Here is a 23,012-nt window from a genome sequence, read left to right as displayed (position 1 = left end):
AAGAGCCCATATCAGCGCGCTTCAATTTGCACCGAAATTCAAGGAATCTCGCCGAATGGCTGCTAATGCCGCTCCAAAATCCAGTTTGTTTGATGACCTCGAGCCAGCAGGCGTGTCTGCCGCCACGGCGGGCTATTCCGCAAAGGATATTGAGGTACTCGAAGGCCTAGAGCCTGTGCGCAAGCGGCCTGGCATGTATATTGGCGGCACCGATGCGCGCGCCATGCACCACTTGTTTGCCGAAGTCCTCGACAATTCGATGGACGAAGCCGTGGCCGGCCATGCAACCCGGATTGAAGTAACTTTGGAGGCCGATGGCGCTTTGGCTGTTTCCGATAATGGCCGCGGCATTCCCATCGACCCCCACCCCAAATATGTCGACAAATCTGCCCTTGAAGTGGTCATGACCGTCTTGCATGCGGGTGGCAAATTCTCAGACAAGGCGTATCAAACCTCAGGCGGCTTGCATGGCGTGGGCGTTTCAGTGGTCAATGCTTTGTCCGATCGCCTCGAAGTTGAAGTTGCGCGCGACAAACGGCTTTATCGCATGGCGTTTTCGCGCGGCATCCCGCAGGGGCCGATTGAGCATTTAGGCCCGGTCCATAATCGCCGGGGCACGGTTGTCCGCTTCCACCCCGATCCCGAAATCTTCGGCGAAGGTGCAAGCCTCGATCCCGCGCGCTTGTTCCGGATGGCGCGCTCAAAAGCCTATTTGTTCCGCGGCGTTGAAATCCGCTGGAAATGCGCACCTGAACGCATTCGTCCTGGCGACACCACGCCGCAAGAAGAAGTCTTGTGCTTTCCCAATGGTCTGGCCGATTATCTTCAAAGCAGCATTGGTGAGGCCCCGACTGTTACGTCCACCATGTTTGCCGGGCGCACGGCCCAATCTGGTGGCCATGGCGCGGTTGAATGGGCGTTGACCTGGGGAGTGCGCGGCTTTGGCGACCGCGACGGCTTTTTATTGTCCTATTGTAACACCATCCCAACGCCCGAAGGCGGCACGCATGAACAAGGCCTCAGGACAGTCATCTCCAAGGGCTTACGCAATTATGGGGAATTGGTGGGCGACAAGAAGGCCGCCCAAATTACTTCCGAAGACGTGTTTGGAACAGCTGCAGCCCTCATCAGCGTCTTCGTGCGCGAACCTGAATTTGTTGGCCAAACCAAAGACCGGCTGGCCACAGCAGAAGCGGCCCGCATCGTTGAAAACGCTATTCGCGATCCATTTGACCAATGGCTGGGTGCAAGCCCGCGTGAAGCCCGCGCGCTTTTGGATTGGGCGATTGCCCAAGCCGACGACCGCCTGAAACGACGGAAAGAAAAAGAAGTCCAACGCCAAAGCGCCACGCGCAAATTGCGCTTACCAGGCAAACTTGCCGATTGTGCGCGCCAAGATGCGGTTGGCACCGAAATCTTCATTGTCGAAGGCGATTCGGCCGGTGGCAGTGCCAAGCAAGCGCGTGACCGCAATACCCAGGCTATCCTGCCCCTGCGCGGCAAAATCCTAAACGTCGCCAGTGCTGGCGGGGATAAATTAGCTGGCAATCAGGAATTGTCAGATTTGGCGCTCGCCTTAGGGGTCGCACCGGGCAGCAAATTCCGTTTGCAAGATTTGCGTTATGAGCGCGTCATTATCATGACCGATGCCGACGTCGACGGAGCCCATATCGCAGCCCTTCTTGCGACATATTTCTTCCGCGCCATGCCGCAATTGGTTCATGCGGGGCGCTTATTTGTGGCGCTGCCGCCGCTTTACCGTCTGACCCACGGCGGCAAGACAGTCTATGCCAAGAATGACGCGCATAAGGATGAGCTGTTAAAGACTGCCTTCAATCCCCGCGCCAAAGTGGAAATCGGCCGCTTCAAAGGCTTGGGCGAAATGATGCCAGCGCAATTAAAAGTCACGACCATGAACCCTGCCACCCGCACATTGGCGCGCTTGGTGATCCCTGAGGGCGATTTGCCCAGCGTCGGGGAATTGGTTGAGACATTGATGGGGCGCAAGCCAGAGCTGCGGTTCAAATGGCTGCAGGAAAATGCACGCTATGCCGAAAGCCTAGACGTCTAAGACCATGCTCGCGCTTAAGCCCAATTGTGAATGTTGTGACCGCGATTTGGCGGCAGACAGTGCCCATGCCTTTATCTGCACGTTTGAATGCACCTATTGCGAGGATTGCGCGACTGGCAGGCTCTCGGGCATTTGCCCGGCATGCCAAGGCAATCTGGTGCCGCGCCCAATCCGGCCTGCCGCAGCCTTAGCCCGCTTTCCGGGACAGATAGAGCGCGCGCCCCTTAAGGCCGCCTGCCAAGCAAAACAGATTTAGCCCTCTTGCCCTAGCGCCTGTTCCGCGCCACACACCTCCAAAGAATGAGGGAGAAACGGCATGAGCCAAGAATTTGATATCATCGTCTTTGGTGCATCTGGCTTTACCGGCCGATTGGTGGCTGAATATCTGGCAGCAACCTATCCAACAGGTGTGCGCTGGGCCATGGGTGGCCGTAGCCTCGAGAAATTGGCCCATGTTCGCGATGAGATTGGGGCCCCTAAAGATACGCCCTTGGTTGTATGTGATAGCGATGATGCAGCCTCGCTGAAGGCGATGGTCACCTCCACAAAGGTCGTCCTCACCACTGTTGGTCCCTATCAGCTCTATGGCAATGGCTTGGTCGCCGCCTGTGCTGAGCATGGCACGGATTATGTTGATCTGTGTGGCGAACCGGCTTGGATGCGCAAGATGATCGATGCCCATGAGGCGGCAGCAAAAGCTTCTGGGGCACGAATTGTGTTCTCCTGCGGTTTTGATTCTATCCCCTTCGATCTTGGTGTCCAAATGGCTCAAGAAGCGATGATCGCCAAAACCGGCGGCCCCGCCCCGAAGGTCAAGGGTCGGGTCCGCAAGATGAAGGGCACTTTTTCCGGAGGAACCGCAGCCAGTCTCAAAGCCACAATGGCAGCGGCTATGAGCGAGCCGGGTGTTTTGGACCTGTTGCGCAATCCGTTCGCCCTGACCCCCGGCTTTGAAGGCCCAACCCAGCCCCACGGCATGAAACCCTATTTGGACGAAGAAATGGGCACTTGGGTAGCCCCCTTTGTGATGGCCCCGATCAATACCCGCAATGTGCACCGCACCAATGCCCTGCTCGGCCACAAATATGGCGCTGGCCTTGTTTATGAGGAAATGATGGTGACGGGCCCCGGTGAGAAGGGTCAAGCCATGGCGAATGCCATCGCGGGCGACAAAAGTCTCGGCGGTGAAGGTGGGCCTAAGCCCGGCGAAGGCCCTTCGAAAGAAGAGCGCGAGTCAGGCTTTTATGATGTCTTGTTCATTGCCCAATCAGAAGGCGCAGAAGTTCAGGTTGTGGTTACAGGTGACCGCGATCCAGGCTATGGCTCAACCTCGAAGATGATTGCAGAATCGGCTTTGTGCCTGATCCATGAAGCCAAGGATGCGGCTGGCGGGATTTGGACCCCCGGTGCCGTCATGGGCCCTGCCCTACGTGCCCGCCTCGTGAAAAGCGCTGGCCTCACCTTCGATGTGGTGGCAGGCTAAAGCCCAAATGACCTCAGACGCTGCGGCGCGCCTTCAGGGCCGCCAGCAGCGTCCCGTCGTCCAAATGGTCTAATTCCCCGCCCACAGGCACACCATGGGCGAGCTTGGTGGTAGCAACCCCGCTATCGGCCAAAACATCTGCCAGATAATGGGCCGTGGTTTGACCCTCAACCGTGGCTGCGAGCGCCAAGACAACCTCTGTAATGCCGCCCTCTTGGATGCGCGACATCAGGCTTGCGATGCGCAAATCCTCAGGTCGGACCCCGTCTAGGGCCGACAAAACACCCCCCAAAACATGATAGCGGCCCTGATAGGCACCAGACCGCTCTAAGGCCCAAAGATCGCTGACCTCGACCACGACGCATAAAGTCGTTTGATCGCGCGCTGGGTCCGTGCACACCGAACACGGATCTTGCGTATCCAGATTACCACAAATCTGGCAGGCCTTTACCTTCTCAGCCGCGTCAGCCAAGGCCTGGCCCAAGGGCTGCATCAAACCATCCCGCTTCTTTAACAGATGCAGCGCAGCGCGACGCGCCGACCGAGGCCCGAGACCTGGCAGTTTGGCCAAGAGCGAGACAAGCCGCTCAATTTCTGGACTGGCTGTGGCGCGTTTGGTTCGCGTGTTGCGATCAACCATAATCAGAAGGGCATCTTGAAGCCGGGGGGCAGTGGCAGGCCGCCCATCAAGTCCTTTTCCATGGCCGCGCGGCTGGCTTCGACCTTTTTGCGCGCGTCTTCAAAGGCGGCCTTGATCAAATCTTCCAGAATTTCGACATCCTCGGGCACGCACAGGCTGGGATCGATGGAGATGGACAAGAGCTTGCCTTCCCCATTGCTGGTGACTTTTACCATGCCAGCACCCGCGCTGCCTTCGGCTTCAATCTTTTCCATTTTCTTATGCGCATCAGCCACTTTGGACTGCATCTGCTGCATGGTCTTCATCAATCCACCAAGGTCTTTCATCACACTCGTCCTATAGAAAGGGATGGGGGATCATCCCATAGTTTGGTCTAATCGCCAACGCGGCGGCGGTTAAAGTCTACCGACAGTACATTGCTGGCTTCAGTGTCTGCATCCTCTTCCCCGTCCTCAGGGACTGCCTCGAGGGCAACCTCTGGAACCGGGGCTGCGCGCACATCCACAACACGTGCGCCGGGAAAGGCTTTCAGGGCGGCAAGCACTTCGGGGGCTTGCTTGGCCGCTTCAATGCGCTCTAGCTCCAACCGCTTATTGCGCTCAGAAATACTCTCCTGCCCGCCAGACCCTGCCTCTACGATCCAATCCTCATCCGTCAGCGCAGACAAGGCTTCAACGGCGCGCTTTTGTAGGTCTGCTGGCGCATTGGGCAGAAGCTCAATCACCAAGCGGCCTGGCTCGACGCTTATGGGTCGCACAAAGCGCTCAAGCTCTGTCACCAGCACAATTTCGCGCGCATCCTCAAGTGCTTCCAGCAAACCCTCAAAACTCAAGCTTGGCTGGATTGACGGTGCGCCCTGTGACTGGTTGGCTTGAGGGACCGATATGGTCGGAGATGCGGCAAAGGCCATTGGGCCGCCATTAGACCCATTTGGCGCTGCCGGGGCAGCAGAGGCACCATTTGCCATGGGTTGGCTGATCAACAGGCGGGCTAAATCTTCTGGCGGCGGCAATTGTTGGGCGGCACAGGCCCGCAAGAGGCACATTTCAGCCGCTTGAACAGGATCAGGAGCGCGCGCGGATTCTTCAAAGCCGCGCAGGATCAATTGCCACAGCCGCCCGAGGGCGGCAGGGGTTGTACTCGCCGCAAAGGCCTTCATCTGGCTGATATGGTCACTTGCACCGGCAGGATGCCAATCAGCCCCCAACACGTCCCCGCGGGAGATTTCGTGGGTCAAGTCCATCAAGTCGCGCAGGACAAGGCCCGGGTCTGCCCCTAAATCATATTGCTCCCGAAAGGCTTGCAACGCTGTCTTGGCATCGCCCTTAAGGATGGCACCAAGCAAATCCATCGTCCGCGTACGGTCAGCCAGACCCAACATGTCGCGAATTTCGGTGCCCGTTACCCCATTGCCCTGATCTTGCACGATGGCTTGATCTAAAAGCGACAAGCCGTCACGCGCAGACCCTTCAGCCGCGCGCGCGATCAATTCCAGCCCATCACGGGCGATGTGCGTGCCTTCGCGCTTGGCAATTTTCTCAAGATAATCAGCCAAAACCACTGGCTCAATCCGGCGTAAATCAAAGCGCTGGCAGCGCGACAGGATGGTGACGGGCACGGAACGAATTTCAGTGGTCGCAAAGATGAACTTCACATGCGGGGGCGGTTCCTCCAATGTCTTCAACAACGCGTTAAAGGCGCTCTTAGACAGCATGTGCACTTCGTCGATAATATAGACCTTATAGCGCGCGGCGATGGGGCCATAGCGCACCCCGTCGAGCAATTCGCGCATATCGCCAACGCCGGTGCGCGAGGCTGCGTCCAACTCAAACACGTCAGGATGGTTGCCCCGCGTAATGGCCTCACATTGACTGCCCGGCGGATCAAGTTGAATGGACGGACGATCCATCGCCGCGGTTTGGTAATTAAGGGCGCGGGCAATCAAACGGGCGGTTGTGGTTTTGCCAACTCCACGCACCCCAGTCAGCATGAAAGCATGAGCAATGCGGTTAGAGGCAAAGGCATTGGTCAAGGTGCGAACCATCGCCTCTTGCCCAATCAGATCTTCAAAACGTTGTGGCCGATATTTGCGCGCCAATACCAAATAGGGCTGGCTGGCTTGTGCAGGCGCGGGTTGAGCGGCCTCTGCAGGCTCACCGAACATCGACAAGGTTAGATCATCCGGCTCTTCCGCGGCTTGGTCGTACCCAGCAAATCTTCCTGACTGTGGAAGATTACCTTCACCGCCAAGATCCGTTTCGTGCATGTCGGGGTTCCAAACTGTGGGTGCGCACAGATACAAGGGTGGAGACCGAACGGCGACCCATAGCGAAACTCGTTGCGGCTGCTTCCTTCCGGACCTGACCGAATTGGCGAGGACTATGTCCACCGCCGATCTCCGCCTCCCATATCGCAAGTCAGGCCGCGAGTTTCAAGCGCTAATGGCGGCAATCCTGTGGATGTCGCAGGTGTCTGTTCGCAACAAATCGTGCTTGACCAAGATGGGCGGGCCAGTTCAGGTGCAAACTATGGCCCAGTCTTCTCATTTCATCCCCTTCACCGCCTTCCCCCTCGATCGCGCCAGCGCGCTGCGCCGCGATGTTGAAAAGACGGAAAGCCTTCTAAACCATCCAGACACCGATCTTATCCTGATCCAGGATGGAAAGCCTATTTTAAGCCTTGATAGCCAAACCAAAGGTGCGCGCAAATTGTTGCGCTTGGCCTGCGCCAGCCGGTCCGCCTTTCTACCCAAATCAAGCCCTGAACCCGTTTTAATGGGGCAAGACCCAGATGGGCGGGCAACCTTTGCAACGGCGCTGCCGGCGCGGTTTGATCTGGATGACAGCCCACTGCAGGGTTTAGGCGAAGCAGAAGATTTGCGCATGGCCGCAGGAATAATGGACATGTCGGACCTTGCGATTGCGGGCACTGCTAAGGCTATTCTGGACTGGCACAGCCGTCATGGCTTTTGTGCCAATTGCGGTGAAGCCACCCATATGGCCGAAGCGGGTTGGAAGCGGGCGTGTCCGGCTTGCAAAACCGAACATTTTCCGCGCACAGACCCAGTTGCGATCATGCTCGCGGTTAAGGGTGATCAATGCTTATTAGGCCGGGGCATCGGGTTTCGTTCTGGCTATATCTCCGCCCTTGCGGGCTTTATCGAGCCTGGAGAGACGATCGAGGAAGGCTGCGCCCGCGAGCTGTTTGAAGAAGCTGGGGTGAAGATGACGAAAGCGCGGATCGTGGCCAACCAACCGTGGCCCTTCCCGTCTCAATTGATGATCGGCCTGATTGCCGAAGTTGAAAGTTTCGAGCTCAACATCGACACCCACGAAATCTCCCAAGCCCTTTGGTATAGCCGAGACGAGGCGCGTCAATTATTGTCAGAAGGCGGCTGTACGCGTGATGGCGTCACATTGCGCGCGCCACCCCCAGTCGCCATCGCCCACCATCTCATCCGCTTGTGGGTAGAGGAAGGCTGACCGTACGCCAGAGCAGAGGGCCAAGCTGCCCGTTAGGGCTGCGGGCCGGCAGCTTGCGGGGTGGCGGCAGGTGCTGTTGGCGTCACAGGCAAAACGCCTTCAGAAGCTTCTGCAGCCGTCGTCGTCGACCCAGCGGCCTCGCCCCCTGCCCCCTCAGCCCCGCCATTGGTGCCGTTCATTTTCAACAAGCTCGCAGGATCAATCGGCTCAGTCTGACCTTGTGGTACATTTGGACCTGGGGCCTCTGTTCCATCTGGATAAACCCAGCGCGACGCCCCCTCATCAATGCTGATCGCGGCTTTGGGCGCAAAACCCTGACTGCCATCATTGAGACGCAAGACGTACCAAGCAACGCCAGAATTGGTTTGCCCAATCACGCGAACCACCTCACCGGGCTGTAGGGCGCGCACAATCCGCGAATTCGGCAATGGGGTTGCCTGTACATTGGCAATCTGGATCGCGCGACCAACAGCACCCACGGTGGCATTATCGGCACCAATGCCGTCATTGCCGCCTGCATCATCGTCAGCGGTTGTGAAGCGCTGGAGAATAAAGACCGTATTGTTGCCATCCAAGGGAATGCGTAACCAAAGCTCTCCCTCAGCCTCGACCGAGCCGTCGGAGACAAGGCGCGTGCCGCCGTCGACGGTGCCGACAATCTTGCCAGACATGGAGGGGGTTTCGCGCAGGTTTAACAGGGCGGAAGTGACAATATTGCGCACCCCACCACTGATCTTGTTGGAACCGCTATTGGGCTGAATTTCCCGGAACAAAGCTTTGGGGGCAAAACCTCTCGCCCCATCGACTGCGGTCAGCGAGAGCCATTCGACACCAGACTTCACCCCAACACTTTGAGCTGAGACAATGGTGCCCTCTTTCAGCACAATGGCGACAGGCGCACTCAAGGCAGGTTCTCGGCGAACCTCGGTCCGCCCCAAAGCACTGTAGGATCGCGGCCCTTCGATGTTCGGCAGCTCGGCCTGCTGGTTAGCAAACAGGGTCTTAAACCCGAAAAAGGCCCCCGCTATGACCAAGGCAGCCACAACAATGGCTGCCAAGATCAAGAAGATACGGCTTGCACCCCGTGCCCCGCGCGGTCGCATGTTTTGAGCTGACTGGCTATCCTCAGAAAACATACACTTGGCTTTCACTTCAACAGATTGGGACAGATTTGGACAAAGGGCGGACACACCCCTTTGGCTCGTGCTTTATCAGGACTTGGCAGCGCATAACAGGGGGTGGACCCGCAAGAGCAACAGCTTGAATCCTACTGATTGGGAACCAAAGACCGCCCCGACAACCAACCTTGATTGCCTTTGGGGGACGTCACTTGATACCACGGCATGCCCGCAACAATGCGCACATCTTCAACCGACATTAAAGTGTCGGTCGGAAGAACTTCTAAGACAGGATCGCCCGTCGCGCCAGGTCTTGCCCGCAAACTGGCGGTGGGTGTATCTACCCGCATCAATGTCCCCACACTAACAGCCATGGGGCCAGAAGGCGTTTCGGGTTCGGCCTTAGATACTGCTGGAGCCGTCGCGTCAGGTGTTGTGCTTGCCATGGCAGCGGCTGCATCTGCTGTTGCCGCGGCATTTGCCGGACCTTGAGAGGCCCGAACCGCAGAATTACCCGAAATCCAGCCCGTGCGGCCATTGGTGAGTTGAACCTGCAGCCAAGGCAATCCGTTCGACATATGTTGGGCGACAACCATAACCAGCACGCCACTGCCCACTTGGCCCAATTGCGAACTTTCAAAAGCGGGGCTTTGATGAATTGAGGCTGGTGGGCCGACAATCTGATAAGTCATCGGCTGAATCAAAGCGTCTGCACCGATTTGGACTGGGGCAACCGGCAAAATCGAGCTGTTGATTGTATTGCCAGCCAAAGGATCAAGGCTTGAGTAATCGGCTTCGCCCTCGCCCAAAGGCACCAGCATATCTTCGCGAATAAATCCTGAGCGCGAGCGATCAGTAGGAAGCGTAATCCGCAACCAGTTTAAGCCGCCGACTTGGATCTGCCCCGTAACATCAAGAATGGTATCAGGGGCCAACAACATAATCACGGCGCTGGCAGGGTCTGGTGAGACACGCGCTTCGGTTGCCACACTCACACGGCGCATTTCGGGCGGCGAAATCTGCGCAATATCCAGACCCTCGGTCAAGGCCGAAAGCCCTGATGGATCAACAGCTGCATTGGGATCTTGAGCCGGGCCAAACAGCCGCCAACCGATAAAACCCACCAGAACGACTAAAGCTGCAATTGCGACCCAGCGCGTAAACTGCATGATGCTAAAGCCCGAATAGGTTTCAAGCTCGCCTTCGTTTTCACGCTCAGGTCTTGAATAAGATCGCGCCTGAAAGCGTGGCTCTGCCTGCGGCGTTGGCGGAGGCTCCTGTGGCTCAGCTGTGTCAGCCACTGGCGCTAGGGGACTGCCACAGCGCGAACAAACGCTATTGGGTCCTGCATAAGGCAGGTCTAATTGATGGCGGGCAAACTCACATGCGCTCGGTTCATTCGAACACCGACCTTTCCGCACAATCACTCTCCTCGCCTCGCTCGTTTCACTTAGCCTAACTAACCATTGCGGCTTGGCCAAGCGCCTTGCTGCGCTTGGGGCGGTTTATTTCTCGTGGTCTAGGTTCTCAATAGGGCAAACAAAAAGTCCCGGCCATGCGACCGGGACTTTCTAAGCTTGAATGGATCGCGCGTTAGCCTTGATGCGCCAGAACCGCCAATAAGAGCAGAGCCACAATATTGGTGATTTTGATCATGGGGTTTACCGCAGGACCAGAGGTATCCTTGTATGGATCGCCAACCGTGTCGCCAGTGACAGACGCTTTGTGGGCGTCTGACCCCTTCATGTGCTTGACGCCATCACGGTCCACAAAGCCATCTTCAAACGACTTCTTGGCATTGTCCCAAGCGCCGCCGCCCGATGTCATGGAAATGGCGACGAACAGACCCGTCACAATCACGCCCAAGAGCATGGCACCAACTGCCGCCAAAGCCTGCGCTTTACCGGCAATCATGTTGATGGCGAAGAACAAAACGATCGGCGACAAAACTGGCAGCAAGCTTGGTACGATCATTTCGCGGATCGCAGCTTTGGTCAGAATGTCGACGGCCCGACCATAGTCTGGTTTGCCCGTGCCTTCCATAATGCCAGGAATTTCACGGAACTGGCGACGTACCTCTTGCACCACGGCTTCAGCTGCTCGGCCCACGGCCGTCATCGACCAGCCACCGAACAGATATGGCAGAAGACCACCAATCAACAGACCAACAACCACATAGGGGTTTGAGAGGTCGAAGCTGACGTTTACGCCAGCAAAATACGGATATTCAGCCGCATTGCTGGAGAAATATTTCAAGTCTTCTGTATAGGCCGCAAACAACACCAGTGCCCCTAGGCCCGCTGAACCAATGGCATAGCCCTTGGTCACGGCTTTGGTGGTGTTACCAACAGCATCCAATGCGTCAGTGGTTTTGCGAACTTCGGGTGGCAAATTGGCCATTTCGGCAATACCACCGGCATTATCCGTCACCGGGCCAAACGCATCGAGAGCCACGATGATACCGGCAACCGACAACATCGTCGTGGTGGCAATGGCGATGCCGAACAAGCCTGCCAAATTGAAGGTGGCTAAGATACCGCCCACAATGATCAAAGCTGGCAAAGCCGTTGCTTCCATCGACACGGCCAAGCCTTGGATGACGTTGGTGCCGTGGCCAGAAACCGAAGCCTGAGCCACAGATTTCACCGGACGATAGTCCGTGCCCGTGTAATATTCGGTGACCCACACAATCGCTGCGGTGACAACCAAACCAATCACGCCAGAGAAGAACAGGTTCATGGCAGTAATCGTTACGCCACCGCTGGTCGTATAGGTCTGGGTCACCGTGGCTTGAACCACTGCATAAAGACCTGCAACCGAGAGAACCCCCGCCGCGATCAGGCCCTTATACAAAGCATTCATGATGTTGTTGTCTTTGCCCAAGCGGACAAAATAGGTGCCAATGATCGAGGTTACGATCGCCATGGCCCCAATCGCCAAAGGCAGAGACATCATGACAGCGGCACCGGCTTCCTTGAAGAAGATCGACGCCAAGACCATGGTCGCAACCAAAGTCACGGCATAGGTTTCAAACAAGTCTGCAGCCATACCTGCACAATCGCCGACATTGTCGCCGACATTGTCTGCGATGGTTGCTGGGTTACGTGGGTCATCTTCTGGAATGCCAGCTTCCACCTTGCCGACCATGTCGCCGCCAACGTCTGCACCCTTGGTGAAGATACCGCCACCGAGACGGGCAAAGATGGAAATCAAGGAAGCCCCAAAGCCCAAAGCAACCAATGGGTCGATGACTTCGCGGCTGGTTGGCTCTAGCCCAAGGACTTGGGTCAGAATGTAATAATAGCCTGCAACGCCGATCAAGGCCAAACCAGCCACCAGCATGCCTGTAACAGCACCGGCACGGAAGGCCATGGAAAGACCCGCTGCCAAGCTATTTCGCGACGCCTCGGTCGTACGAACATTGGCGCGAACCGATACGAGCATCCCGACATAGCCTGCAAGGCCAGACAGAACAGCACCCAACACAAAGCCAAGTGATGTCTCGATTGTGAATAGGAACGTGAGAAGAACCGCAATCACCACGCCAACAATGGCGATCGTTGTATATTGACGGTTGAGATAGGCATTTGCCCCCTCTTGAATCGCCGCAGCAATTTCTTGCATACGGGCGCTACCTGGGCTTGCTTTCAGAACTTGTTGAACGGTGATGAAGCCGTAGATCAACGCAAGGACCCCGGCCCCAATGGCCGCGACCACACTCATGACGCTAACGTCCATGTTGTACCTCTTTCGTTTCCAGATTCACCCGTGGTGGCAGTTCGTCTCCCACTCTCCGGATGATCCCCCTTTATTGGTCCTTCTTCTTTAGGGGGCGATTGCGCAGCTTGCAATGTGCCGCGTCGGTTTCGCGAAATCCTTGTCAGTAAACCGCAAAACCGCCTGTACATTAACCATTCGTCGACTTTCCTATGGCACACAAAAGCCATGTCTGATCCAACACGCCGATCTGCCCTTGTTTTGAGTGCGGCTGCTGCCAGTGCTGCGGTTGCGATCCCGTTGCTTGCCGCCGAAAGTGCGAATGCCGCCGAAGGCAAGGCCGAAGAGGCGGGCGAGCCGCTGGTGGCAGAATTAATCAATGTCGTTCTGCCAATCGCGCGCAATGGCGCGTTGGTGAACTATCTATTTGTAACCCTAAAGATCCGCATGTCTGATCTCAACGCTGCGACTTTTGTGCGGGAACAACATTTCCTGGTTCGCGATGGAATCACGCGTGCAACGGGTCGTAATCCCATCCCTGAAGGCAAAGGGCCCAATACGTTTGATCAGGCCGCCATTGTTCGGATTGTGACCCAAGTCGTAACGTCCTTGAAACCGGGCTTACGCGTAACCCGCGTCTCGCTTGAACAAGTTGCCTTTATGCGTCGCTAAACTGCCACCCGCGGCGGTTGGGCAAAACAATGGCTTGCTCGCGATAGGTCAGCGCTACGCCCTGCCCCTCGCAGCATCGACCGATTTGGGTGAGTTGGACGCCAATGGCCTGAAAATGGGCTGTAAGGGCTGAGGCGTGCTCTGGTGCCGCGCAGAACAAGGTTTGATAATCATCTCCACCAGTTGCGAGCGCCAACAGGCTCTCAACAGGATCGTTTGACCGTGTAAGCCATGCTGTTGCCTCGTCTGAAAGCGGCAAATGATCGAGTTCTAGGGCCAAAGACACATGGGAGGTCAGCGCTACATGACCGGCATCTGCCAACAAGCCGTCAGAAACATCGATGCTGGCTTTGGCGTAGGTTGCGACCAGATTTGCTGTCGCTAAAGGCGGTGGTTTAGGCGCAAGGGCCAGTTGGACAGCTTGCGTCAACTGGCTTGCTTCCATGTGGCCCAACCGAACTTGCAGGCCTAGAAAGGCGTCGCCCAAGGTCCCTGTCAGAAAAACCTCGTCTCCGGGCTGGGCACCCATTCGCAAAACAGGCCTTGCATTTAGGGCCAACGGGGTACCGATCAAAGTGAGGCTGGCAACTAGGGGACCTTCCGTGGAGCTTGTGTCCCCACCCAAAAGCGGACAATTGCCACAGAGGGCGGCCAAATCATCGCCCAAACCTCTGGCAAAGTCCGCCACCTGCGCCTGCGGTCGCCCCTGTGGCCAAGCCAAAGCCAGAAAGGCGCCGATGGGTTTGCAGCCCTTGGCGATCAGATCGGACAAATTCCGCCGCACCAACCGCTTGGCCACCCAATCAAGGCTATCGGACGATAGAAAATGTGTGCCTTCAATGACCTGGTCGCAGGTCACCACCAGCCCATGGGGCGAAACCGGCAATTGCGCCACATCATCCTTAAGATCAAAGGCACCCACAGCGCCGCGCGCCAGAGGGGCCCAAAGCTGAGCGATCAGGTCAAATTCTGACGGTGCCTGTGCCACCCCGTTTACCCAAGGCTCACGAAGTCAGCTGGCGCAAGTCATTGGCGTTGAGCTCCCGGGCCAAGCGATCCAACAAGCCATTGGTAAAGCCACCTTCCGGGCCGTCAAAGAAGGCATTAACAATGCCAACATATTCATCAATAACGACAGCTACCGGCACATCGCCGCGGCGTAACAATTCGAAAGTGGCCGCCCGCACGGCCGCCCGCACGATCGAATCAATCCGCTCTAGCCTCCAGCCCTTAGCCAAGCGCGTTTTGATCGACGCATCGATTAAGGCTTGTTCTGCCACGACGCCTTCAACCAGCGCGCGAAAGAAATCGGCGTCGGCAGTCTCAAGTGGCCCGGTCTCGCTATCTTCGCCCAAACGATGATCGAGATATTCGCGCACGGTCGATTTCACGCCACCGCCGGACATTTCCATTTGATAGAGCGCTTGAACCGCAGCTAAACGCGCGCCACGGCGGGCGTCAGTCAGTGTCGATGGCTTGGTGCGGGTCATACGCCGCCCATGTTCAAACGCCGCTTGACCGACAGCATGGTGAGGCAAGCGACAACAGCATCCCTACCCTTATTCTTCTGGTCACGCTTGGCGCGAACAAGTGCTTGAGCTTCATTTTCGACCGTCAAGATACCATAGCCAATCGGCAGGCCCTCGACCGAAAGTTCCATCAAAGCCCGGGCGCTTTCCCCGCACACATAGTCATAGTGAGAGGTCTCGCCGCGAATAACGCACCCCAGCGCCACATAGCCATCATAATGACGACCAGCCGGGCGATGCGTTGCCCGATCCGCATGCGCAATCACCGCTGGAATTTCAAAGGCTCCGGGAACTTTGATGACATCATAGGTCCCATTGGCAGCCTTGATGGCTTCAGCAGCGCCCGCGACCAATTCTTCGGCGATATGGGCATAGAAATCGCCAACAACGAACAAGAGATGGGGTGGATCGAAAGAAAGGGTCATAGCCTAGTCCAAGGTTGAAGCGAATGAAGTGGCCGTCAGGTCGTACGAGATAAGATGCGTTCCACGTAACGTGCAACTTGATCTGCTTCAAGATTAACACGTGTTCCTACCTTTAGGCGACCCAATGTTGTCACTTGCCAGGTATGAGGGATGATGTTTACCCCAAAGGTCACATCATCAACTTCATTGATGGTCAAAGAAACCCCATCAACGGCGATTGAACCCTTGGGTGAGACATATTTAGCCAATGCTTCTGGCACCTTGATTGAGACGCGGTGACTCTCATTTTCTGGTGTCACGGCAACAACTTCGCCAATCCCGTCGACATGGCCTGATACCATATGGCCACCCAATTCATCGCCAAGCTTAAGAGCCCGTTCAAGATTGAGCTGTGTGCCGACTTGCCATTCCTTGGCGCAGGTCACATCCATGGTCTCTTGGCTGACTTGCACCCGCCAGCGGGCGCCAGATGCAAGGGCCTCAAACGAAATCAGGGTCAGGCAGACCCCTTGGTGGCTGACAGAAGCGCCCAAGGCAAGGCTTGCAGCATCATAGCCGCTGTCGACGGTGAAGACCGCATCTGTCCCGGGCTTGTGATCCCTCGCGACAATCGTACCAATATCGGTGATAATCCCTGTAAACATGCCTATGCCTTCTCAGTTGGGCTTAAGTCGAAGCGGTCGAGCACATCGCGACCAAATTTTTGTTGCTCTATTGGATGCAGCTCTAAAGCCTGCGACAAGGCCTCAACCTCTAGGCTTTCAAAGACGGGCCGTCCATCACCGCCCAAAAGTATAGGTGCGCGAAACCAAGCTATTTGATCGACCAACCCAGCACGGACAAATGCAGTGGCAAGAATGGGTCCTGTTTCCACCATCACAGTTTTGACGTTGTAGGTTTCGCGCAACATATGCAGCACCGCCTCAAGGTCGAGGCCCGTCTTGCCCGCTCGGTTTTTGCTGATTTGATGATGATAAACCCCTGGCTTACCCTCCAAAGGCCGGTCGGGAAGCGAGGTTGAAGTACACCAAATCAGGGTTGCTTGATCGCTTGTTGTGACAAGCTTGCTGTCCAGCGGCAAGTGCGCGGCAGAATCAAGGACCACCCGTAAGGGCTGTTGGGGCGCGGGTGGATCCAGCCGTGCTGTAAGCTCGGGGTCATCGGCCAAAACAGTGCCAATGCCTGTCAACACTGCATCATGGCGCGCGCGCATACGATGAACTTCAGTCCGCGATTCTGGTCCTGTGATCCACTGGCTTTGCCCCGTCACCGTCGCAATACGGGCATCCAGACTGGTCGCCAATTTCAATGTGATCTTCGGGCGATCCATCGCCGGCTTAATCGTCACGCACACTGCCCCGACGCTTTAAGCTTTCCTTCAACGCACCAAGCTCATCATCGACAAAGCGGTTGAAATCTTCGGCCTCGCGGAAATCCCGATACACTGAAGCGTAACGGACGAAAGCAACGGGGTCTGTTTCTCCCAAAGCATCCAAAACAAATTGACCGACCGTGCTGGTTGAAATCTCGGTCTCACCCGACGTTTCCAGACGACGAACAATGCCTGAAATCAGATGTTCAATCCGTTCTTCTGGGACTTCGCGCTTGCGCAACGCAATGGCCACCGAACGGTGCAGCTTGTCGCGGTCGAACAATTCGCGCGTTCCATCGCGCTTAATGACTTTCAGCTCGCGCAATTGCACCCGCTCAAACGTCGTAAAGCGCCCGCCACATGCCGGGCATTGCCGCCGCCGTCGGATCGAAACGCCATCCTCAGCCGGACGCGAATCCTTCACCTGCGTGTCAGCAAATCCGCAGAAGGGGCAACGCATGGATTATCCTTTCGAAAGCACGCTCAGTGAGGCCACCCCTCACCTCGCCGCCACCTCAATAGATTGGGAAACGGGCGCACATCGCTTCAACTTCGCGCCGCACGCGGGTTTCCACTTCCGGATTGCCATCGGGCGTACCGGCAAGCGCATCTAAGACTTCCACGATCTTATTGCCAATCCAAGTGAATTCTTCGGTGCCGAAGCCGCGTGTGGTGCCTGCTGGCGAACCCAAACGAACGCCTGAAGTGGTCGCAGGTGGCTTGGGATCAAAAGGCACGCCATTCTTGTTGCAGGTAAAGCCTGCGCGCTCCAAAGCGGCTTCACTGGCCTTGCCGGTCAAATCCTTCGGCCGCAGATCGACCAAAACGACATGTGTATCTGTGCCACCAGAGACCAGATCAAAGCCCCCCGCCTTTACCGCTGCGGCCATGGCCTGTGCATTGGCAACGACTTGGCGGGCATAGGCTTGGAACTCAGGCGTTAATGCCTCACCAAATGCCACCGCCTTTGCCGCGATAACATGCATCAGTGGACCACCCTGCAAGCCCGGGAAAACAGCGGAATTGAACTTCTTGCCCAAGGCTTCATCATTGGACAAAATCATGCCGCCCCGTGGCCCACGAAGGGTCTTGTGGGTTGTCGTTGTCACAACATGGGCGTGGTCCAGAGGGTTGGGATGGGCTTTGCCGGCAACCAGACCGGCAAAATGCGCCATATCCACCATGAAATAAGCCCCGACAGAATCAGCAATGGCCCGGAAGCGCGCAAAGTCGATCTGGCGTGGATAAGCCGATCCACCCGCAATAATCACCTTTGGCTGATGCTCCTTGGCCAAAGCCTCAACAGCATCATAGTCAATCAAATGGGTATCGGGACGAACGCCATAAGAAATCGCGTTAAACCACTTGCCAGATTGGTTTGCGGGCGAGCCATGTGTGAGGTGGCCCCCACTTGCCAAGTCAAGGCCAAGGAACGTATCGCCTGGCTTCAAGAGCGCCATAAAGACAGCTTGGTTGGCCTGAGCCCCAGAGTGGGGTTGTACGTTAGCATAGCTGCAATCAAACAAAGCCTTCGCCCGTTCGAGTGCGAGATTTTCTGCAACATCTACAAATTCACAACCACCATAATAGCGCCGGCCCGGATAGCCTTCGGCATATTTATTGGTCAAAACCGAACCCTGGGCTTCCAAGACGGCGCGGGATACAATGTTTTCCGAGGCGATAAGCTCAATCTGCGACTGCTGTCGGTGCAATTCCTCAGCAATCGCTGCCGCAAGGGCAGAATCTTTAGACCCCAGCGAAGCCGTAAAAGAATCTTTGCTTACAGTATTTTGGCTTTCTGCGAGGGATGTCATGGTAGCTATGTCTCCGTTTGGTCCGTCATACATGAACCTAGGCGCTTCATGCAACAGGACAAGGCTCTTCAATTACTACAAGGTAAATCCACGAAATCTCCACATTTCTAAGGTTAATCACAATGAAAATTCTTGTTTTCGATATATTCATAAAAAATCTATCTTTCTCTTCGAATTTTTTCTGCGCAAAATCAAATATCTAGAATTTCTGGTCAACACAAATAGGCCTGAATTCAAGCTTAGAAAATGGTCGCAAAATCTTTTATTGAATAAGTGCACCTTAATCCATGATCAATTCAGATGTATCAGTCACTCCATAACAACCTAAGCGAGGACTGTAGAAAGATGCGCAATCAAAAAGAGCACGCAAACTCGGATATCTTAGAAATGACGACTGAAATTGTCTCCTCCTATGTAAATGCCAATGAGATTAAAGCTGAAAATCTTAGCGAACTCATTCGCAGCATCCACAAAAGTTTGGTTACATTATCGAATGACGATTTTGAGAAGCCAACCGAAAAGCCCAAGGCAGCTGTAAGCTTGGGTAAGTCTATTACCGATGATTATATTGTTTGCCTTGAAGATGGAAAAAAGCTGAAAATGCTCAAGCGTTACTTGCGCTCGAAGTATAATTTGTCGCCCGAGGAATATCGCCGCCGCTGGAATCTGCCAGCTGACTACCCAATGGTCGCGCCAAATTATGCGAAACGTCGCAGCGAATTTGCCCGCCAGATCGGTTTAGGCCGTGGGGTTCGTGGCCGATAGGATTGCGATTTAGACGGCATAGCCCTTCGTCAAAATGCCATTTTTGCATCGGGGGCTTCGATCTCAAGTATAGATGCCCCCTTTAGGCAGAATGGCGGATGTGCTCTGCGCTACATCCGCCGATTTTTCTGAGTGATTACTTTGTTTTTGTTCGTCGACTTTAATGACCAAATGGCCCTGGGCCACAAGACATTGGCCAAGCTTGCGTAAGGCTAGTCGATGCTGATCAAATTGAGCGGCACTTGCAGGCGTCGTCACAGCAACTTCTAGACCCGTCAGGGCATCAATGGCGCGCACCTGCGCATAAGGCCCGCGAAATTGCCGTTCAATATAGATTTCTCGCGTGGCCAGTTCCCTAAGCAGGGGATCTGGCTGCGCATCCTCTGCCATGATTAGGCGACTTGGCTACTTGCCTTGGTGTGCCACACATCAAGGACTGACTGAACCAAGGCTTCACATAAGCCATCATCGTGCAAGGGGCTTGGAGTAAAGCGCAACCGCTCTGTCCCGCGCGATACGGTCGGGAAGTTGATCGGCTGCACATAAACGCCATGGTCTTGCAGCAGCCGGTCTGAAATGGCCTTACATTGCACAGCATCCCCAACCAGCAGAGGCACGATATGGGTGGTGGAGCTTTCCATGACTGGCAGGCCCGCTTCAAGGAACAAGCGCTTGAGCAGATTGGCTTGACGCTGGTGACGTGCCCGCAAATCAGCACCCTCTGCACTCTTCAAGATGCGCACACTTTCTAGCGCGCCCGCGGCCAAAACCGGTGCCAAAGAGGTTGTGAAGATAAAGCCAGGGGCAAAGGAGCGAATGGCATCCACCATGGCATGGCTACCTGCGATATAGCCGCCCATCAGGCCAAAGGCTTTGCCAAGGGTGCCTTCAATCACGTCGATCCGATCTAAGGCCCCGTCCCGCTCGGCAATCCCTGCGCCGCGTGCCCCATAAAGGCCCACGGCATGGACTTCGTCGAGATAGGTCATGGCATTATAGCGCTCAGCCAGATCGCAAATCGCATGGATCGGCGAGACGTCCCCGTCCATGGAATAGACGCTTTCAAACGCAATCAGCTTAGGCGCATCGATCGGTGCACGCGCCAGCAAAGCTTCCAGATGGGCGACATCATTGTGCCGGAATACCCGCTTCTCGCACCCAGAACGGCGAATGCCCTCAATCATGGAGGCGTGGTTTTTCTCATCTGAGAAAATGATACAGCCTGGCAAAATCCGCGACATGGTTGCCAAAGTCGCGTCATTGGCGACATAGCCAGATGTGAATAGAAGGGCTGCTTCCTTCTGATGCAAATCGGCTAATTCATGTTCCAAATCGACGTGGAAGCTGGTTGTGCCAGAAATATTACGTGTGCCGCCAGAGCCCGCCCCAACATCCTCAATAGCACGGGTCATGGCTTCTAACACGCGCGGGTGTTGGCCCTGCCCCAAATAATCGTTGGAACACCAGATTACGATGTCTTGCTCCCCCGCTTCCGTGCGTCGGCGGGCACGGGGAAACTGGCCTTGGATGCGTTTCACATCGGCAAATACCCGATAACGCCCTTCATTGCGGACTTCCGTGACGGCCTTTTTGAAGGCGCTTTCATAATCCATAGCAAGTTGGGCCCAGCGGCCCCCTCTTGGTGAGCGTTATTCCGATCAGTCTTGGAAGGATAAGTAGACGAAATCGATCACAAAGCCATAGGCAATATGTCGCAGCAAACAGATGCTAGCGTCAAAACAGCACAAAAAAGCCGCTATCGAAGCCTCGATAGCGGCAATTTGATTGAGACTTGGCTTGCCCGATTACAGGCGGAAGCGAATTTGGTCGGCCCAGAAGCGCTCCAAACGGGTCAATGTCTTGTTTGACGAGACCAGATCTGGGCTTTCCACGCCACCAACGGGGCTCAAAGTGGCTGCATGGCGTTGGAACATGGTGTCCAACTGCTTGCGCAAATCGCTGCCAGCCTGCGTCAGACGCAAACGGATTTGACGCTTGTCATGCAAGGACTTGCCGCTTTCGACATAGCCCAGCTCGTGTAGCTTCTTCAAATTATAAGAAACGTTCGAACCAAGGTAGAAGCCACGCGACTTCAGTTCACCGGCCGACCATTCGGCATCCCCGATGTTGAAGATCAAAAGCGCTTGAACGGGGGTCAAATCATCATGACCCGCCCGATCCAAATCGTCCTTCACCACGTCTAGCAATTGACGATGGAGACGCTCAACCAAAGAGAGCGCACGACGATATTCGCTTAAGCTCGATTCCTCGACCAGTTCGCCGACAGAATTTTGTTGTGTTTGACCCGCCATAATTTTTTCTCCCGCCGTATTCTTCGACGTTTCGAGATAACTTAAGGCAAAGTCTCTAATATCTTGTTAAAATGAACTTTACTGGTTCCTAAGCATATCAATTACGCCGGAAAAATCACGGCCTGGCGAATATTTAAGAATATATTCACTATAAATCTCTTCTGATTTTAAGGCTAAGGCGGCAGTCATACCCACATGATGGGTTGCCTCTAATGCCAGCCTTAAATCCTTCAACATCAGCGCACCGGCAAATCCGTTGGTAAAATCTCGGTTGGAAGGGGCGCTTGGCACCAATCCTGGCACCGGCGCATAGCTTGTCATCGACCAGCTCTGACCCGAGGATTGGGAGGCAATGTCAAAGAAAGCTTTTGCGTCTAATCCAAGCTTTTCAGCCAACACAAATGCCTCACACGTGCCGATCATCGAGATGGCCAACAACATATTGTTGCAGATTTTTGCCGCCTGACCTGCCCCAGATTGGCCCGCGTGGACCACCGCTTTGCCCATAGCTTGCAATACGGGTTTTGCCTTCTCAAATTCGACTTCTGATCCACCGACCATGAAGGTCAATGTGCCCGCAGCAGCGGCTGCAACGCCGCCCGAAACAGGCGCATCACACATTAAAAATCCATCCGCGCGAGCCGCTTCACCCACGGCGCGCGCATCTTCCACGGAGATGGTCGAGCAATCAATAAGGGCAGCATCCGGACGCGCATGGGCCAGAACGCCTTCACCCTGTTGATAGACCTCCAGTACATGCGCGCCAGTTGGCAACATCGTCACCACGAAGTCCGCGCCTGAAACGGCTTGGCTGACTGAGGGTGCGGCGACACATCCTGCTGCCACGGCTGCTTCAATGGCGGCAGGTACCAGATCAAAAGCGCGCACCCGGTGCCCCGCCTTGGCCAGATTAGCGGCCATGCCAGAGCCCATAGCCCCCAAACCGATAAAGGCGATATCTACCATGTGATGGGCTCCCATTCTGTGCCCTCGCCCGGTGCCAGGGGGGCGAAGATTGCATCAAGCAAAGCATCATCCACCTCAGCAAGGGTTGCCGGATGCCATTTTGGTGCTTGATCCTTGTCGATAATGACCGCGCGCACCCCTTCGAGGAAATCCTGTCGGCGCACAACGCGCGCACCAATCCGATATTCCATCGCCATATGGGCCGCAAAGTCTGTGGCGGCTCGCCCCTCGCGCAACTGCCGGAAGGCAACTTTTAGGGTCTGTGGCGACTTTTGCGCCAAGACGCGGGCCTGTTCGTGTGCCCATTCGCTTTCGTCGCTAGATAGGGCTGCCATGATCGCCTCAACACTCTCGCGGTTAAAGCAGCGATTGATGATCGCGAGGGTTTCGGGGGTTAAATGTTGCAGCCTCCCCGCCCCTTCATCCAAGGCCGCAAGCCCGGATTTAAGCGCCAAGAGTGGCGTATGGGTCGACATGGCCCCTGCCACCTGTGCCTTGGCAGCATCGAGAAGCTCACTGGGTACAAAATGGGTCACAATCCCCGCAGCCACACAATCGGCGGCTTTTAGGCGCGTGCCGGTCAGGGCCAGCCACATGCCAATCTCGCCTGCCAAACGCGGCAGGAACCAACCACCCCCAACGTCTG

24 protein-coding genes and 1 other RNA gene are annotated in these 23,012 nt (G+C 55.7%); 6 read left to right on the top strand and 19 right to left on the bottom strand.

All coding sequences use genetic code 11. The annotated features are described in order from the left end of the window. Nucleotides 1-55: 55 nt before the first annotated feature. From parE to IOB61_RS12075, 3 genes are read left to right on the top strand one after another with little or no spacing between them, the layout of a single operon-like run. Nucleotides 56-2,071: a DNA topoisomerase IV subunit B gene (gene parE, locus IOB61_RS12085; RefSeq protein WP_367272850.1), complete on the top strand. Its 2,016-nt coding sequence runs from the start codon at nt 56-58 to the stop codon at nt 2,069-2,071. A 4-nt stretch (nt 2,072-2,075) separates the two neighbouring features. Beyond that, entirely contained in the window at nt 2,076-2,327 is a 252-nt protein-coding gene (locus tag IOB61_RS12080) for a DUF1272 domain-containing protein (protein WP_290816977.1), read from the top strand. Nucleotides 2,328-2,387: 60 nt separating this feature from the next. Then, nucleotides 2,388-3,554, top strand: a complete 1,167-nt coding sequence (locus tag IOB61_RS12075; protein ID WP_290816974.1) for a trans-acting enoyl reductase family protein — start codon at nt 2,388-2,390, stop codon at nt 3,552-3,554. A 13-nt stretch (nt 3,555-3,567) separates the two neighbouring features. On the opposite strand, the gene recR is transcribed toward IOB61_RS12075, so the two are convergent. The 4 genes from recR to ffs form a co-directional block, all read right to left on the bottom strand. Beyond that, nucleotides 3,568-4,194, bottom strand: a complete 627-nt coding sequence (recR, locus tag IOB61_RS12070; protein ID WP_290816972.1) for a recombination mediator RecR — start codon at nt 4,192-4,194, stop codon at nt 3,568-3,570. Nucleotides 4,195-4,196: 2 nt separating this feature from the next. Next, entirely contained in the window at nt 4,197-4,520 is a 324-nt protein-coding gene (locus tag IOB61_RS12065; protein ID WP_290816970.1) for a YbaB/EbfC family nucleoid-associated protein, read from the bottom strand. A 47-nt stretch (nt 4,521-4,567) separates the two neighbouring features. Continuing rightward, nucleotides 4,568-6,460, bottom strand: coding sequence for a DNA polymerase III subunit gamma/tau (locus tag IOB61_RS12060; RefSeq protein ID WP_290816967.1), 1,893 nt, complete (start codon nt 6,458-6,460; stop codon nt 4,568-4,570). A 36-nt stretch (nt 6,461-6,496) separates the two neighbouring features. Beyond that, nucleotides 6,497-6,595, bottom strand: an RNA gene (gene ffs / locus IOB61_RS12055) — signal recognition particle sRNA small type. Between the two features lie 127 nt (nt 6,596-6,722). Between ffs and nudC the strand changes: the two genes are divergently transcribed. Further along, the gene (gene nudC / locus IOB61_RS12050; protein ID WP_290816964.1) at nt 6,723-7,676 is read left to right on the top strand and encodes an NAD(+) diphosphatase; all 954 of its coding nucleotides are present in this window, start codon (nt 6,723-6,725) and stop codon (nt 7,674-7,676) included. Between the two features lie 32 nt (nt 7,677-7,708). On the opposite strand, the gene IOB61_RS12045 is transcribed toward nudC, so the two are convergent. The 3 genes from IOB61_RS12045 to IOB61_RS12035 form a co-directional block, all read right to left on the bottom strand. Next, the gene (locus tag IOB61_RS12045) at nt 7,709-8,812 is read right to left on the bottom strand and encodes an SH3 domain-containing protein (RefSeq protein WP_290816960.1); all 1,104 of its coding nucleotides are present in this window, start codon (nt 8,810-8,812) and stop codon (nt 7,709-7,711) included. Between the two features lie 131 nt (nt 8,813-8,943). Beyond that, nucleotides 8,944-10,095 carry an SH3 domain-containing protein gene (locus tag IOB61_RS12040; protein WP_290816957.1) on the bottom strand — a complete coding sequence of 384 codons (1,152 nt, stop codon included), beginning with the start codon at nt 10,093-10,095 and terminating at the stop codon, nt 8,944-8,946. Nucleotides 10,096-10,387: 292 nt separating this feature from the next. After that, on the bottom strand, nt 10,388-12,517 hold the full coding sequence (locus tag IOB61_RS12035) for a sodium-translocating pyrophosphatase (RefSeq protein WP_290817018.1): 2,130 nt from the start codon (nt 12,515-12,517) through the stop codon (nt 10,388-10,390). Between the two features lie 222 nt (nt 12,518-12,739). On the opposite strand from IOB61_RS12035, the gene IOB61_RS12030 reads away from it, so the two are divergent. Next, entirely contained in the window at nt 12,740-13,183 is a 444-nt protein-coding gene (locus tag IOB61_RS12030) for a hypothetical protein (RefSeq protein ID WP_290816955.1), read from the top strand. On the opposite strand, the gene thiL is transcribed toward IOB61_RS12030, so the two are convergent. From thiL to glyA, 7 genes are read right to left on the bottom strand one after another with little or no spacing between them, the layout of a single operon-like run. Further along, the gene (gene thiL, locus IOB61_RS12025) at nt 13,170-14,171 is read right to left on the bottom strand and encodes a thiamine-phosphate kinase (protein ID WP_290816953.1); all 1,002 of its coding nucleotides are present in this window, start codon (nt 14,169-14,171) and stop codon (nt 13,170-13,172) included. The two genes, IOB61_RS12030 and thiL, sit on opposite strands and share 14 nt — an antisense overlap. A gap of 16 nt (nt 14,172-14,187) precedes the next feature. Continuing rightward, on the bottom strand, nt 14,188-14,673 hold the full coding sequence (gene nusB, locus IOB61_RS12020; protein WP_290816951.1) for a transcription antitermination factor NusB: 486 nt from the start codon (nt 14,671-14,673) through the stop codon (nt 14,188-14,190). Further along, a complete protein-coding gene (ribH, locus tag IOB61_RS12015) occupies nt 14,670-15,137 on the bottom strand; it encodes a 6,7-dimethyl-8-ribityllumazine synthase (protein WP_290816948.1) in 468 nt (155 codons plus the stop codon). The genes nusB and ribH overlap by 4 nt, the downstream gene beginning before the upstream one ends. A 35-nt stretch (nt 15,138-15,172) precedes the next feature. Next, nucleotides 15,173-15,781, bottom strand: a complete 609-nt coding sequence (locus IOB61_RS12010; protein WP_290816946.1) for a riboflavin synthase — start codon at nt 15,779-15,781, stop codon at nt 15,173-15,175. Nucleotides 15,782-15,783: 2 nt separating this feature from the next. Continuing rightward, nucleotides 15,784-16,485: a RibD family protein gene (locus IOB61_RS12005; RefSeq protein WP_290816944.1), complete on the bottom strand. Its 702-nt coding sequence runs from the start codon at nt 16,483-16,485 to the stop codon at nt 15,784-15,786. Then, entirely contained in the window at nt 16,475-16,969 is a 495-nt protein-coding gene (gene nrdR / locus IOB61_RS12000) for a transcriptional regulator NrdR (RefSeq protein WP_290816942.1), read from the bottom strand. The genes IOB61_RS12005 and nrdR overlap by 11 nt, the downstream gene beginning before the upstream one ends. A 55-nt stretch (nt 16,970-17,024) precedes the next feature. Continuing rightward, nucleotides 17,025-18,323 (bottom strand): serine hydroxymethyltransferase, encoded by a 1,299-nt coding sequence (gene glyA, locus IOB61_RS11995; protein ID WP_290816939.1) that lies wholly within the window; start codon nt 18,321-18,323, stop codon nt 17,025-17,027. A 345-nt stretch (nt 18,324-18,668) separates the two neighbouring features. On the opposite strand from glyA, the gene IOB61_RS11990 reads away from it, so the two are divergent. Continuing rightward, nucleotides 18,669-19,088, top strand: coding sequence for a MucR family transcriptional regulator (locus tag IOB61_RS11990; protein WP_290816936.1), 420 nt, complete (start codon nt 18,669-18,671; stop codon nt 19,086-19,088). A 63-nt stretch (nt 19,089-19,151) separates the two neighbouring features. On the opposite strand, the gene IOB61_RS11985 is transcribed toward IOB61_RS11990, so the two are convergent. The 5 genes from IOB61_RS11985 to IOB61_RS11965 form a co-directional block, all read right to left on the bottom strand. Further along, nucleotides 19,152-19,478, bottom strand: coding sequence for a hypothetical protein (locus tag IOB61_RS11985; RefSeq protein WP_290816933.1), 327 nt, complete (start codon nt 19,476-19,478; stop codon nt 19,152-19,154). Between the two features lie 2 nt (nt 19,479-19,480). After that, on the bottom strand, nt 19,481-20,701 hold the full coding sequence (hemA, locus tag IOB61_RS11980; RefSeq protein WP_290816930.1) for a 5-aminolevulinate synthase: 1,221 nt from the start codon (nt 20,699-20,701) through the stop codon (nt 19,481-19,483). A gap of 192 nt (nt 20,702-20,893) precedes the next feature. Continuing rightward, nucleotides 20,894-21,400, bottom strand: a complete 507-nt coding sequence (locus IOB61_RS11975; protein WP_085339670.1) for a MarR family winged helix-turn-helix transcriptional regulator — start codon at nt 21,398-21,400, stop codon at nt 20,894-20,896. Nucleotides 21,401-21,478: 78 nt separating this feature from the next. Next, nucleotides 21,479-22,366 carry a 3-hydroxyisobutyrate dehydrogenase gene (gene mmsB, locus IOB61_RS11970; protein WP_290816927.1) on the bottom strand — a complete coding sequence of 296 codons (888 nt, stop codon included), beginning with the start codon at nt 22,364-22,366 and terminating at the stop codon, nt 21,479-21,481. Continuing rightward, nucleotides 22,360-23,012, bottom strand: a 653-nt coding sequence (locus tag IOB61_RS11965; RefSeq protein WP_290816924.1) for an enoyl-CoA hydratase/isomerase family protein, incomplete at its 5' end; no start/stop codon positions are given. The genes mmsB and IOB61_RS11965, both read right to left, overlap by 7 nt.

The organism is Aquidulcibacter sp. (assembly GCF_020253525.1).
Taxonomy (GTDB): domain Bacteria; phylum Pseudomonadota; class Alphaproteobacteria; order Caulobacterales; family Aquidulcibacteraceae; genus Aquidulcibacter.
The sequence above is the reverse complement of the archived record's forward strand: the minus strand, read 5'-3'. Positions and strand labels throughout refer to the sequence as shown.